General features: G+C 60.7%; 14 protein-coding genes. 12 read left to right on the top strand and 2 right to left on the bottom strand.

The window, feature by feature from the left end; translation table 11 throughout:
- Positions 1-176: 176 nt before the first annotated feature.
- Positions 177-2,036, top strand: a complete 1,860-nt coding sequence (locus tag B9Z33_RS07840) for a DEAD/DEAH box helicase (RefSeq protein ID WP_108286467.1) — start codon at positions 177-179, stop codon at positions 2,034-2,036.
- A gap of 64 nt (positions 2,037-2,100) precedes the next feature.
- Here the strand turns inward: B9Z33_RS07840 and B9Z33_RS07835 are convergent, their stop codons facing one another.
- The gene (locus tag B9Z33_RS07835) at positions 2,101-2,484 is read right to left on the bottom strand and encodes a hypothetical protein (RefSeq protein WP_108287049.1); all 384 of its coding nucleotides are present in this window, start codon (positions 2,482-2,484) and stop codon (positions 2,101-2,103) included.
- A gap of 138 nt (positions 2,485-2,622) precedes the next feature.
- Here B9Z33_RS07835 and B9Z33_RS07830 point away from each other — a divergent pair, with 138 nt between their 5' ends.
- Positions 2,623-3,597 carry a 2-hydroxyacid dehydrogenase gene (locus B9Z33_RS07830; protein WP_108286466.1) on the top strand — a complete coding sequence of 325 codons (975 nt, stop codon included), beginning with the start codon at positions 2,623-2,625 and terminating at the stop codon, positions 3,595-3,597.
- A gap of 139 nt (positions 3,598-3,736) precedes the next feature.
- Here the strand turns inward: B9Z33_RS07830 and B9Z33_RS07825 are convergent, their stop codons facing one another.
- Positions 3,737-4,780 (bottom strand): LacI family DNA-binding transcriptional regulator, encoded by a 1,044-nt coding sequence (locus tag B9Z33_RS07825; protein ID WP_108286465.1) that lies wholly within the window; start codon positions 4,778-4,780, stop codon positions 3,737-3,739.
- 188 nt (positions 4,781-4,968) lie between these two features.
- Between B9Z33_RS07825 and B9Z33_RS07820 the strand changes: the two genes are divergently transcribed.
- The 10 genes from B9Z33_RS07820 (at position 4,969) to gndA (ending at position 13,900) form a co-directional block, all read left to right on the top strand.
- On the top strand, positions 4,969-5,928 hold the full coding sequence (locus B9Z33_RS07820; protein WP_108286464.1) for a 2-hydroxyacid dehydrogenase: 960 nt from the start codon (positions 4,969-4,971) through the stop codon (positions 5,926-5,928).
- Positions 5,929-5,955: 27 nt separating this feature from the next.
- Positions 5,956-6,492 (top strand): gluconokinase, encoded by a 537-nt coding sequence (locus B9Z33_RS07815; RefSeq protein WP_108286463.1) that lies wholly within the window; start codon positions 5,956-5,958, stop codon positions 6,490-6,492.
- Positions 6,493-6,511: 19 nt separating this feature from the next.
- Entirely contained in the window at positions 6,512-6,850 is a 339-nt protein-coding gene (locus B9Z33_RS07810; protein ID WP_108286462.1) for a hypothetical protein, read from the top strand.
- A gap of 37 nt (positions 6,851-6,887) precedes the next feature.
- Positions 6,888-7,862, top strand: coding sequence for a TRAP transporter substrate-binding protein (locus B9Z33_RS07805; RefSeq protein ID WP_108286461.1), 975 nt, complete (start codon positions 6,888-6,890; stop codon positions 7,860-7,862).
- A gap of 66 nt (positions 7,863-7,928) precedes the next feature.
- A complete protein-coding gene (locus tag B9Z33_RS07800) occupies positions 7,929-8,696 on the top strand; it encodes an SDR family oxidoreductase (RefSeq protein ID WP_108286460.1) in 768 nt (255 codons plus the stop codon).
- A gap of 81 nt (positions 8,697-8,777) precedes the next feature.
- Positions 8,778-9,317, top strand: coding sequence for a TRAP transporter small permease (locus B9Z33_RS07795; protein WP_108286459.1), 540 nt, complete (start codon positions 8,778-8,780; stop codon positions 9,315-9,317).
- A gap of 15 nt (positions 9,318-9,332) precedes the next feature.
- Positions 9,333-10,610, top strand: coding sequence for a TRAP transporter large permease subunit (locus B9Z33_RS07790; RefSeq protein WP_108286458.1), 1,278 nt, complete (start codon positions 9,333-9,335; stop codon positions 10,608-10,610).
- Positions 10,611-10,651: 41 nt separating this feature from the next.
- Complete coding sequence (locus tag B9Z33_RS07785; RefSeq protein WP_108286457.1) at positions 10,652-11,692, top strand: L-idonate 5-dehydrogenase; 1,041 nt, start codon at positions 10,652-10,654, stop codon at positions 11,690-11,692.
- A gap of 39 nt (positions 11,693-11,731) precedes the next feature.
- Positions 11,732-12,481, top strand: coding sequence for an SDR family oxidoreductase (locus B9Z33_RS07780; protein WP_108286456.1), 750 nt, complete (start codon positions 11,732-11,734; stop codon positions 12,479-12,481).
- A 9-nt stretch (positions 12,482-12,490) separates the two neighbouring features.
- Entirely contained in the window at positions 12,491-13,900 is a 1,410-nt protein-coding gene (gndA, locus tag B9Z33_RS07775) for an NADP-dependent phosphogluconate dehydrogenase (protein WP_108286455.1), read from the top strand.
- The last annotated feature ends 48 nt before the right edge of the window (positions 13,901-13,948 follow it).

Here is a 13,948-nt window from a genome sequence, read left to right as displayed (position 1 = left end):
GTTGTGACCTCCAGTTGTCGCAACATCAGCACTTCTGCTGGGGCCTGACCCAGGCAACGCTCAAAACAAGCGCCTGCGGTTTCCATGCCCACCTTAAGACCTATCGGCCAACACTGGTAACTGCCAACAGCAGTTGAATGAGCCGATACCCGCGCCGGACATGGCGCTCTGTAAAAATGAACTTTGAAGAATTGAACCTGGCTCCGGCCATCATGCAAGCCGTGCGTGAACTCGGCTACGAGAACCCCACGCCCATTCAGGCGCAAGCCATCCCCGCCGTTCTGGCTGGGCAAGACTTGCTGGCAGGCGCCCAAACCGGCACCGGCAAAACCGCCGCCTTCACCTTGCCTTTGCTGCACAAGCTGAGCCTGAGCGAAGCGGGTCAAAACCGTTTTGGCGGCAAAGCCATCCGCGCTTTGGTGCTGACCCCCACCCGCGAATTGGCTGCTCAGGTCGAAGAGTCGGTGCGCGACTACGGCAAATACCTCAAGCTCGACTCCACCGTGATCTTTGGTGGCGTGGGCATGAACCCGCAAATCAGCAAGATCAAAAAAGGCGTGGACATTCTGGTGGCCACACCCGGCCGTTTGCTCGACCTGCAAGGCCAGGGTTTCCTGGACTTGTCCAGCATCGAGATTTTGGTGCTCGATGAAGCCGACCGCATGCTCGACATGGGCTTCATCCACGACGTGAAAAAAGTGCTGGCCTTGGTGCCCAAAGAAAAGCAGAGCTTGCTGTTCTCGGCCACCTTCAGTGACGAGATCCGCGAACTGGCCGGCAACCTGCTCAAAAATCCTCAGAGCATCCAGGTCACACCCAGCAACACCACGGTGCAGCGCATCACGCAAGTGATCCACCCCGTGGGCCGCAACAAGAAAAAAGACGTGCTGCTGCACATCATCCAGAAGCACGACTGGAGCCAAGTGCTGGTGTTCACCCGCACCAAGTTCGGTGCCAACAATGTGGCCGACTTCCTGACCAAAAACGGCGTGAAGGCCATGGCCCTGCACGGCAACAAGAGCCAAACCGCCCGAACACAAGCGCTGGCCGGTTTCAAGAGCGGCGACATCCGCGCCTTGGTGGCCACCGACATTGCCGCGCGCGGCATTGACATCGAAGACTTGCCACACGTCGTGAACTTTGAAATCCCGAACGTGTCCGAAGACTACGTGCACCGCATTGGCCGCACCGGCCGCGCCGGTGCCAGCGGCGAGGCCGTGAGCTTGGTGTGTCTGGACGAAGAAGGCTTCATGATGGACATCGAGCGCTTCACCAAGCAAGAGATTCCAGTGCAGTTGCTCGAAGGCTTTGGCCCCGACGCGGGCGAAGTGGCCGAGCCCATCGCCATGGGTCGCCAGACCCTGTGGGGTGGTGCAGGCAAGCCCCCAAGCCGCGATGTGATGGCTGCTGCGGCCAAGGCTGCTCGCCAGGACATGATGCAACGCATCCGTGACAATAAGGTCGCGGTTGGCGGTGGTGGCGGTCCCCGTCAAGCCCGTGGCGAAGGTCAGGGCCCTGCCCGTCCATCGCGCAACGGTCCTCCTCCATCACGCCGCAATGGCCCACAAGGCGCGCCGCGCTTTGAAGGTCAGGGCGATGGCCGCCGTGAAGGCGGTCGCGAAGGTGGTCGCGGCCAAGAGCAACGTGGCGACCCGCGTTTTGACAACCGTGGCGATGGCCAAGGCCGTCCCGCACCGCGTGGTCCACGTCCTGAGGGCCGCGGTCCTGCGCGAGGTGGTCAAGGCGGCCAGGGCGGTCAAGACCGCCGTCGCCAGGATGGCGACGAGTTGCCACGCCACATCGACCCCTTGAAGACCACGCAGTTTGCGCGCCTGGATTTGCCTAACCGCAACCCGGTTCGCACCAGCGGCCAACCTGATCCAACACGTACAAGCATCGACAGCCTGGCCAGCGGCAACCGCCGCCGTGGCGGCGGCGGCGGTGGTGGTTACGGCGGCGGTAACGGGGGTGGCAATGGCGGCGGCGGCAACCGCGGCTTTGGCGGTGGCGGCGGTGGCCGTGGCTTCGGTCGCTGACCCACACTCGCCCAAGAATTGAAAGAGCCCGCAAATGCGGGCTCTTTTTTTGTCTGCGTGAACCTCAATCGCGCACGAACAAGGTCACCAGCGGGTCGGGGCCGACCTGACGGCTCCAGTGACCGTGCACCGTGGCATCGAACGTGGCCCCTTCGGGCAGGGTGTCGGCCGAATAGAAAAACTCGCCTGGGCCAAAAATGCGCGAGCTGCCGTCTTGCAAAAAGATCTCCATTTGCCCACCCAGCACAAACAACCACTGCGGGTGACCCGTGCAATGGAACGTGCTGCGAAAACCCACAGGGCTTTGGCGCAACTGGCACCCCGTGGCCGCCATCAGAGCCGACAGCTGGCTTTGGGGCGTGCCTTCGGTCAAGGGCACAAACTCGTCCCGGAAACGCGCACGGCCATCGGTGTCGGTGAACAGAATGACTTTTTTCAGCTGGGTCATGGTGGGGCGTTCGTCCATCAAAATGAAGGCCCGATTGTCGCCCAGCCAACAAGCCGATGGCCGCCTTCTGGCATAGTGCAGCCCAATTGACCACGCTGATGCGAAGCAAAAAACAGAGACAACAGGAACCTCATACCCTTGAAAATCGTTTTCCATGGCCAAAACGCCGCCAATTTCCGCCAGGGTTTTGAAGACCTCGTTGCGCCGGAACACCAGATCCTCGACTTGAGCGATGCACTTGACCAGCCCGGCGAGCGCTCGCATTACGAAACGGCCGATGTCGTGATCGGCATCAAGCTGAACGACAGCATGCCTGCCCCGAGCAAAGCCCGGCTGTTTCATGCGCCGGCTGCAGGCACCGACGCCGTCAACACCGCCTTGTTGCCCGCGCAATGCACACTGGCCAATTGCTTTGGCCACGAAAACGCCATTGCCGAATACGTGATCGCCGCACTGCTCATGCGCCATGTGCCGTTGGCCCGCGCCGACCAGGACCTGCGCCAACAACGCTGGACTTACTGGGCTGGCCGCCCCACCGCCTTGCGCACCGAACTGGGCTCGCAAACGATTGGCCTGTTGGGCTTTGGGCACATTGCCCAGACCGTGGCACTGCGTGCCAAAGCCATGGGCATGCGGGTGCATGTGGCCAACCGCAGCCCCATCGATCACTCCGCCGTGGACCAAAGCTGGACGCTCGATGCCCTGCACGACTTCATGGGCTCGGCCGATGCCGTGGTGGTGAGCTTGCCGCTGACCGACAACACGCAAGGCCTGGTGGATGCACACGCGATCGCTGCGATGCGGCCCGATGCGGTGCTGATGAACGTGGGACGCGGTGCGGTGATCGATGAAAAGGCGCTCTACGATGCGCTGGTGGCGCGTCAAATTGGCGGTGCCGTGATCGACACCTGGTACCAGTACCCCACACCCACACAGGCCGAATGCGCGCCCTCGCAATACAACTTTGCAGCGCTGGACAACGTGCTGATGACGCCCCACATGTCAGGCTGGACAGCCGGCACCGTGCGACGCCGTCAAGAAACATTGGCCGAGAACATCGGCCACCTGAGCCGGGGCGAAGCACTGATCAACGTGCTGCACGGCCCACGCTGAACAACACCTTCGAGAGTGGGGGCTCGCCCCCCCACAAAGTCAGCTGCCAACAAAACCGCGATTCTTTTTTTGTAGGAGGTCGCCCCTGCGGCCGAATCTCTGAACAAGCTTTCGCGAGCGATGGCCCGCTCCCACAAAGTCAGCTGCTTTGTCGCTGAACGATCTCAAAACCCAGATCCAATTGCCGCGCTTCGGGCTCATCGCCTCGCATCAGGCTGAGCAGCATGTTGGCGGCAGCCTGCCCGATCAAAGCGCGAGGTGTGCGCACAGAAGTGAGCGTGGGCAACATCTGGTCGCTGCCGGTCAAATCGTTGAAGCCGGCAATCGCCACTTGGTCTGGCACCGAGATGCCCAGACGCAAAGCCGCCATCAAGGCCCCCTGTGCCAAGTCGTCGTTGCAGAAAAAGATGGCGTCGACTGCAGGGCTTTGTTTCATGATTTGCTCAAACAAAACACCCCCCAAAGCCAATGACGAAGGGGCCGGGTTCAGCCATTCGAGCGTCGGCTCGTACAGCCCGACTTCTTGCAAGGCGCTGCGCCAGCCATACAGGCGCTGCATCACCCGCGGGTCGAGTTGTGCAGCGGCAAACGCAATGCGCCGGTAGCCCTTGGACAACAAGTGACGGGTCATGGCGGCACCCGCGTCGGTCTGGCGAAAGCCCACGCAATAGGCCTCGTCGTTTTGACCGCTCGCAGGCAAATCCATCAGGTGAACACAAGGCACCTGGCTGCTCGCCATCAGCTTGCGGGTCGCCGCGTTGTGGTCCAGGCCCGTGACCAGCAAACCGGCCGGGCGGTGCAGCAATTGCTCGCGCAGCAACTGCTCTTCTTCACTGGCGTCGTAATGGGTCACGCCCATCAGGGTTTGGTAACCCGCAGCGCGCAAGGTGGTCTGCGCAGCATCCAGCAAGTCCACAAACAAGGCGTTGGAAAGCAAGGGAATCAAAATCGCCACGTGGTCGCTGCGCTGCGAAGCTAGCGCACGGGCAGCGGGATCGGGCACGTAACCCAGCATGCTCGACACGGCTGTGACGCGCTCGATCAAGGCCGGGTCCACCGCCCGCTCGCCTCGCAAAGCCCGCGACACGGTGCTGGGGCTGACGCCTGCGGCGCGTGCCACGTCACTGAGCGTGACGCGGCCTGTGGCACGGTGACTTTTGTTGGGCAAAGGCTGAGTGGGCAAGGGTTAATCCGTAGAAAAATGGCCGATGGGCTCCGATAGGATAGCGCTATCCCAAAGTGTGGGGTCAATCAGCTGATCGCAGCCGGGTATTTTATAAATACCCATACGAAACGACCCCATCTGAGGCTCTGTTTTTTTTACCCCTCTTGGACAGCGCTGTCCAAGATCGTCATTCCAGGAGTTTTGATTTGTCCAAACCCGATGTCTTGGCCGTTGCCAAACTCCACCCTTTCTATCTGAAAGCACTGGAATCGGTTTACACCGTGCACGACCGTACCCACATCACCGACCCTTCGGCATTTGCCGCTCTGGCACCGCGCATTGTGGGCGTGGCAGGCACAGGCGAAGCCAGCGTGCCCCGCAGCCTGCTGGCCCAAGTGACCAACGCCAAAGTGGTGTCGGTGTTTGGCGTGGGCTATGACGGTGTGGATGTCGCGGCCGCCATCGAGCACGGCATTCCCGTGACACACACGCCTGACGTGCTGACCGACGACGTGGCCGACTTGGCCATGGGACTGGTGCTGTCGGTGGGACGCACCATCCCGCAAGCGGACCAATTTGTGCGTGCAGGCCAATGGCCCAACGGCCCCATGGCTTTGGGCCGCAAAGTATCGGGCGCACGGCTGGGCATCGTGGGTCTGGGCCGCATTGGCAAAGCCATTGCACGGCGCGCCAGCGGTTTTGGCATGTCCATCGCCTACACCGCACGCAGCGAAAAAACCGACTCGGGCTTCAAGTTCTTTCCCTCGGCAGCCGAACTGGCGGCGAACGTGGATTTTTTGGTCGTCATCACACCCGGTGGTGCAGGCACCAAGCACCTGATCAATGCCGAAGTGCTCAAGGCGCTGGGTTCGCGGGGCTTCTTGATCAACGTGGCGCGAGGCAGCGTGGTCGATGAGCAAGTCCTGATCGAGGCCTTGCAAAAAGGCACCATCGCAGGCGCAGGCCTGGATGTGTTTGCCAACGAACCCAACGTGCCCGAAGCGCTTTGGACCCTGAGCAACGTGGTGCTGACGCCGCACATGGCCAGCGCCACCACCGAGACACGCCAGGCCATGGCCGATCTGGCTTTTGCCAACATGCAGGCTGGCACATCGGGCCAAGCCTTGCGCACGCCCGTGCCCGAATGCGCGGCTTTGCTGAAATGAACCACGGCCCCGATGCCTCGAATTGACATGAGCACCCCACCCTTGCGCCTCATCGTCATGGGCGTGTCCGGCTGCGGCAAGTCCACCATGGCCACCGCCCTGGGCCAGCGCCTGGGCCTGCAGATGGTGGACGGCGACGACCTGCACCTGCCTGAGAGCGTGGCCAAGATGCGCTCGGGCATTGCCCTGGAAGACGCCGACCGCTGGCCTTGGCTGGACCGCATTGGCCACTACCTGGCGCAAGCCGAAAGCAACGGTCGCGTGGTGGCCTGCTCAGCGCTCAAGCGGGTCTACCGCGACCGCATCCGCACACAAGCGGGCGAGGTGTGTTTTGTTTTCCTTGACGGCGACTTTGAGCTGATTGACCAACGCATGCGCCAGCGCGTAGGCCACTACATGCAAGCGGGTTTGCTGGACAGCCAGTTCCGCACCCTCGAAAAACCCCAGGCCGACGAGACCGATGTGATCCGCCTGCCCATCACCGAACCAGTGCAGGACATGGTCGCCCAGGCGCTGGTCGCTTTGCAGGCCAGCGCGACTTCTCGTCTTCACCCTGCCCTCTGATTTTCAAAAAGGATTTTTCATGTTCATCCGCTGTGCCTTCTTCCAAGGGAATGTCAAACCCGGCATGGAAGACGCTTTCAACCGTTACATCCGCGAAAAACTGGTGCCGCTGTGGACCCGCTTTCCCGGCGCACAAGAAGTGCGCGTGCTGCGCCAAGTCGAAAGCGACGTGGCAGACCCGCACTTTGGCATGGTGTTGTCGGTGCGTTACCCCAGCCGCGAATCGATTGAGATCGCTTTGGCATCGGCCGTGCGCATGGAAAGCCGCGAGGTGTCCAAGGATTTGATTGCCATGTTCGATGGCACTGTGTTTCACACCGTCTTCAGCGCAGACGAATATGCGTTGCCCACCGATTGAGTTTTTCGACAGACCTTTTCAACCAGGAGACAAAACCATGAAAATTTCACGCATCCTTCTCGCCTGCCTCGTGGCTGCCGTCGGCTCCAGCGCTTACGCCGCCAAGTTCAACCTCAAAATGGGCCACGCGGTCAATGCCACCGACGGTCAACACGCAGCCGCCATGAAGCTGGCCGAGCTGGTCAAGCAACGCACCAACGGCGATGTCGAAATCACCGTCTTCCCGTCCAACCAGCTGGGCAACGATGGCGCCATGATCAACGGCGTGCGCGGCGGCACCATCGATATCGTCTCGAGTGGCGCATCCAACTACAACGGCCTGGTGGCCAACACCGCCGCCATGGAGCTGCCGTTTGTGTTCCGCAACGCGCAGCACGCTTACAACGTGCTGGACGGTGACATCGGCACCGGTGTTTTGAACGAACTGGCCCCGCACAACATGAAGGGCCTGGCCTACTGGGAAAACGGCTGGCGCGCCTTCACCAACAACAAGCGCCCCGTCAACAAGCCCGAAGACCTGAAGGGCCTGAAAATCCGTTCCACGCCCAACCCGTACCACATTCAGGCTTTCAAGCTGCTGGGCATGAACCCCTCGCCCATGCCGATCGCCGAGCTGTACACCGCGCTCGAATCCGGGGCCTTTGACGCCCAGGAACACCCCATCAACGTGACCTGGTCGTCCAAGTTCTACGAAGTGCAAAAGCACCTGACGGTGAGCAACCACGTGTACTCGCCCATCATCGTGGCCATGAACAAGGCCAAGTTCGACAGCCTGCCTGCCAACTACCAAAAAATCGTGGTGGACTCGGCCCGCGAAGCCGCCACCTACCAGCGCAATCTGAACGCACAGAACGCGGGCAAGGTGGTGGCCGACTTGAAGAAATCGGGCATGCAAGTGATCGAGAACGTGGACATGGCCCCGTTCCAGAAGATCGTGTCGGCTGAAATCGCCAAGACCTTTGGCGAGAAAAACGGCACGGCCCTGCTCAAAGCCATCGAAGCCACCAAGTAAGTTGTTGTCACCCGTCCCCCTCGTGCCGAGGGGGACTCTTTTCAGCCGGGCGACCGGCTTTCTCGCATGAGCATTCTTGAGTCTTTTCAGCTGAATGGCCGCAGGGCCCTGGTCACCGGATCATCCGGCGGTATTGGCTTTGCCCTGGCACGCGCCTTGGGCCAAGCGGGTGCACACGTCATTTTGAACGGCCGCAACGCCGACAAACTGCAACAAGCCGCTGCCACACTGCAAGCAGAAAACCTGTCCATCAGCACCTGCGCATTCGACGTGACCAACGCCGCCGAGGTGCGCGCTGCCATCGAAGGACTGGAGAGTCAGGCTGCCATCGACATCCTGGTCAACAACGCAGGCATGCAGATCCGTGGCCCGCTGCACGAGTTCGTCGATGACGACTGGCACACCCTGATGAAGACCAACCTGGACAGTGTGTACTTCGTCAGCAAGGCCGTTGCCCAAAAAATGATTCCGCGCGGCCAGGGCAAGATCATCAACATCTGCTCGGTACAAAGCGAGCTGGGTCGCCCCGGCATTGCGCCCTACACCGCCAGCAAGGGCGCGGTGAAGATGCTCACCAAGGGCATGGCCATCGATTGGGGCCAGTTTGGCCTCAATGTGAATGGCCTTGGCCCGGGTTATTTCAAAACCGAGTTGACCGAGAAACTTGTCAAGGACGAGGCCTTCACCGCCTGGCTGGTCGGCCGCACCCCGAGCCGCCGCTGGGGCGATGTCGAAGAACTCGGCGGCGCAGCCGTCTTTTTGGCCAGCGAGGCGTCGCGCTTCATGAACGGCCATGTTTTGTATGTGGACGGCGGTGTGACCGCCACCTTGTGATCGAAATGATCACCCTCCCCCCTACTTTTATTCCATGATCACGCATCCCTTCGATCATCTTTGCACTCAAAAGGCCCTTTCATGATTGACCAGTTCATAGACCATCTTTGCAAGTTCATCAAAATCATCATGGTGATTTTTCTCGCCATTATGGTGGTACTCGTGTTCGGCAACGTGGTGCTGCGATACGGCTTCAATTCGGGTGTGGCCGTATCAGACGAACTCTCGCGCTGGTTGTTCGTCTGGATCACTTTTCTGGGCGCTGTAGTGGCCATGAAAGAGGGCACCCACCTGGGCACCGACACCCTGATTTCTCGGCTTTCGCTTCGGGGTCAAAAGATTTGCTTTGTCATTGCCAACTTGCTGATGCTGTTTTGCTGCGCATTGCTGGCCAAAGGCACATGGCTCATTGTGGCCATGAACATCACCACAAAAAGTCCGGTCATGGAACTTTCCGAGGCCTTGTTTTATGGCTGTGGCATTTTTGCCGCTGTGGCGGGGGGGGCTGTTTTGCTTTACAAAATGTGGCGCATGGCGACCGGAAAACTCCAGGACGCTGAACTGATTGGGGTTCGCGAGTCGGAAGAAGACACCCTCGACCTTCCCACAGCCCAACGCTGAGCAAAGGAGAACAACATGACCATTTTCATCTTCATCGGTTCTTTGCTGGCAGCCATGGCACTCGGCGTACCGATTGCTTTTTCATTGCTCATTTGTGGCGTGGCCCTGATGTGGCACATGAACATTTTTGACGCACAAATTCTGGCGCTCAACGTGATCGAGGGTGCCAACAGCTTCCCATTGCTGGCAGTGCCTTTCTTCATGCTGGCCGGCGAGGTGATGAACACCGGCGGTCTGTCACGCCGCATTGTGGACTTCGCCATGGCGCTGGTTGGCCACATCCGCGGCGGTCTGGGTTATGTGACCATTGTGGCTGCCTGTTTGCTGTCGGCCCTGTCGGGCTCGGCGGTAGCCGATGCCGCTGCCTTGACAGCCCTGATGCTGCCCATGATGGTCAAGGCAGGTCATGACAAGGCCCGCAGCGGTGGCCTGATCGCTGCTTGCGGCGTGATCGGCCCGGTCATCCCGCCATCCATCGGTTTCGTGATCTTTGGCGTGGCCGCCAACGTGTCGATCAGCAAGCTGTTTCTGGCAGGCATCTTCCCCGGCATCCTGCTGGGCGCGGGTCTGTGGATCACCTGGTGGTACCTGACCCGCAAGGAGAACTTGCTGCCGCCGCCCCGCAAAAACTTCTCGGAAGTCATGGGTGCGATGCGCAGTGCGGGCTGGGCCCTGATGCTGCCCCTGATCATTTTGGTGGGTTTGCGCATGGGCGTCTTCACCCCCACCGAAGCCGCTGTGGTGGCTGCTGTCTACGCCCTGTTTGTGGCGGGCGTGGTGTACCGCGAACTCAGCTGGAAGCAGCTGTACGAGGTGTTTGAACGTGCCGCCATGACCACCGCTTTGGTCATGTTCTTGGTGGCCGCCGCCATGGTCTCGGCCTGGCTGATCGCTGTGGCCAACTTGCCCATGCAATTGGTCGAATTGCTGCAACCCCTGATCAACAACCCGACCTTGTTGATGTTCGTGATCATGATCTTGTGCATGGTGGTGGGCACGGCCATGGACATGACCCCCACCATCTTGATCCTCACGCCGGTGCTGATGCCCATCGTCAAGGCAGCGGGCATTGACCCGGTGTATTTCGGCGTGCTGTTCATCATCAACAACTCAATTGGCCTGGTAACCCCACCCGTGGGCACGGTGCTCAACGTGGTGGCCGGCGTGGGCCGCATGCGCATGGACGACGTGACGCGCGGCGTTTTGCCCTTCATGACTGTGCAGTTCATCGTCATGTTCTTGATGGTGATGTTCCCTGCCCTGGTCATGGTGCCTGCACGCTGGATGTATTGATTCATCTGCATTCACTCTTCAAATTCAGAAAGTCTTCTCACATGCTCTCCTTGATCTGCCACGGCCCCCGCGATTTGCGACTCGAGCAGCGCGATCTGCCTGCACCGCAAGCCCATCAAATACAGGTGCAAGTTGCCTACGGGGGCATTTGCGGTTCGGATTTGCATTACGCCCAACATGGCGGCTTTGGCACCGTGCGCATCAAGGAGCCGATTGCCTTGGGACACGAGGTGTCCGGCATCGTGGGGACCGTGGGTGCCGACGTCCAAGGCGTTACCGCAGGCCAGCGTATTGCCATCTCGCCCTCGCGCCCTTGCGGTCAATGTCGCTTTTGTCAAGCAGGTCAGCACAACCATTGCCTGAACATGCGCTTTTACGGTAGCGCCATGCCCTTTCCGCACATCCAGGGCGCATTCAGCGAACAACTGATCATCGAGGGCTACCAGGCCCACCCGATTGCCGACCACCTGAGCCTGTCTGAAGCGGCCCTTGCCGAGCCTTTGTCGGTGGGCCTGCACGCTATCCAGCGCGCAGGCAGTGTGCTGGGCAAGCAGGTGCTGGTGACCGGTTGTGGCCCGATTGGCTCGCTTTTGATCGGTGCTTTACGACGCGCAGGCGCTGCCCGCATCGTGGCGGCCGACATCGCCGACCTGCCCCTGAAGTGCGCAAAAGAAATGGGCGCCGACGAAACCATCAACCTCAAGACTCAAGCCCAGGCGCTGGACAAGTACAAGGTGGACAAAGGCCAGTTCGATGTGGTGTTCGAGGCCTCGGGCAGCGAAGCGGCGTTGCGCACGGGGCTGGACGTCATCGTGCCACGGGGCGTGCTCATCACCGTGGGCATGGGTGGCGACATCAGCCTGCCCATGACGCAGATCGTGGCCAAAGAAGTCGATCTGCGCGGCACCTTCCGCTTCCATGCCGAATTTGCCACCGCAGTGCGTTTCTTGAACGAAGGTCTGGTCAATGGCAAGCCCGTGATCACCGGCATCTTGCCCATGGACCGCGCCATCGAAGCCTTTGATCTGGCTGCCGACAAAAGCCAGTCGCTCAAAGTGCAGATTGCCTTTGCAGATGCGTGAAAATCTCGTCAGTTTGTTGCATCCCTGAAAGTTTGATACATGAAAAAAGTCGCCCTCGTCACTGGCGCCAGCTCTGGCATTGGCCAAGCTTGCGCCCTCGGTTTGCTCCATGAAGGCTGGCATGTCGTGCTGGTCGGTCGCCGTGCGGAGGCCTTGCAAGAGACCATTGCCAAAGCTGGACCGAATGCCGCCAATGGCGTGGCCATGCCCGCCGATGTGTCCAGCGAAGAACAGGTCAAGGCCTTGTTCGAGAAAGTCCGCGCCCAATTCGGCCGTCTCGACTTGCTGTTCAACAACGCAGGCATCTCGCTGCCCACCACCCTGCCCGGCGATGTGACGGGCGATGACTGGTGCCGCATGGTCGATGTCAACCTCAACGGCGCGTTCTACTGCCTCTCGCATGCCTTCAAACTGATGCAGGAACAAAGCCCACAGGGCGGTCGCATCATCAACAACGGCTCGATCTCGGCCCATGTGCCGCGTTACGGCTCCATTGCCTACACCGCTACCAAGCACGCCATCTCTGGCCTGACCCGCGCCGCTTCGCTGGACGGGCGCGCCTTCAGCATCGCCGTGGGGCAAATCGACATCGGCAACGTGGCCTCGGACATGACTGAAAAAATGGTCAAGGGCGTGCCCCAGGCCGACGGCACCATCAAGGCCGAGCCGCGCATGGACATGTCGGCCGTGGTCGACACTTTCCTAACCATGTCGCGCTTGCCGCTGTCGGCCAACATCCTGTTCACCACGGTGATGGCCACCAACATGCCCTTTGTCGGACGCGGCTGAACCAGGCCTATGCAACAGATGGACATTGGCCTGGTGGGCCTGGGGGTGATGGGCGAAAACCTCGCACTCAATCTGGAGCGCAACGGGTTTTCGGTCTGCGGTTTTGACCTCGACGCGGGCAAACGCCAGAGCTTTAGCGAGCGCACACAGGGCCTGCGTGCCCAAGCCGCGCACTCGCTGGCCGCGCTGGTGGACACCTTGCACAGCCCGCGCTGCATCTGGCTGATGGTGCCTGCAGGCGCGGCGGTCGATGCGGTGCTGGCCGATCTACAACCCTTGCTGCGCGCCGGGGATGTGGTCATAGACGGCGGCAACACCCTCTACACCGACACCCAGCGACGCATGGACGCACTCGAAGGCTCAGGCATCCACTATGTGGGCGCGGGCGTGAGCGGCGGCGAAGAAGGCGCACTGCGCGGCCCTGCCCTGATGCCCGGTGGCCACGCCGCCGCCTGGCCACGCTTGCAGCCCATGCTGCAAGCCATCGCGGCCAAAACCGATGACGGCCAGCCTTGCTGCGAATGGATGGGGCCCGGCGGCTCAGGGCACTTCGTGAAGATGGTGCACAACGGAATCGAATACGCGGACATGCAAACCATCTGCGAAGCCTACTGGCTGATGCACGAGATGCTGGGCATGCAACCCACCGAAATGGCCGATGTCTTCCGAGAGTGGAACCAAGGCGAGCTTGGCAGCTACTTGATGGGCATCACCGCCGACATCCTGACGCACACCGACCCCGAATCGGGCGATGCATTGGTCAACAAAATTCTGGACACCGCAGAACAAAAAGGCACGGGCAAATGGGCCAGCCAGATCGCACTCGACCTGGGTGTGACGGCCCCGACCATTGCCAATGCGGTGTTTGCGCGCACCATCAGCGCGCTGCAACCCGAGCGCGTAGAGGCTGCCAAGTGCTTGCAAGGCCCTTCCCTGCTGACAGCATTTGACCGCCCAAAGGTGCTTGAGCAGATTCAACGCGCCTTGCTGGCCGCCAAGATTTGCGCATACGCGCAAGGTTTCAGCTTGCTGAAGGCCGCGGACAAAGAACACCAATGGCAACTGCCCATGGGCACAGTGGCTTCGGTCTGGCGTGCAGGCTGCATCATTCGGGCCCGCTTGCTGGAAGACATCCGAAACGCGTATGACCAATCACCCGACCTGAACAACCTCTTGATGGACAGTCACTTTGCCCAAGTCATGGCTCGATGTCAGCAAGACCTGCGCGAAGTCGTGGCCATGAGTGCATTGCACGGTGTGGCCACCCCCTCGTTCATGAGCTCACTGAGCTATTACGATGCTTACCGCTCTGCCCGCTTGCCTGCAAACTTGCTGCAGGCCCAACGCGATTACTTTGGCGCACACACTTACCAGCGTGTAGACCGCCCTGGCAAGTTCCACACGCGTTGGGGCAACTGAGCATCTGCGGGCCCTAACGCTGCGCCCAGCGCAGCGGCAGCGGGCCAG

Origin of the sequence: Limnohabitans sp. T6-20, assembly GCF_003063505.1 — a bacterium.
Classification (GTDB): Bacteria; Pseudomonadota; Gammaproteobacteria; order Burkholderiales; family Burkholderiaceae_C; genus Limnohabitans_A.
Note: the sequence above shows the minus strand (reverse complement) of the source record. Positions and strands in the feature narration are given on the sequence as shown.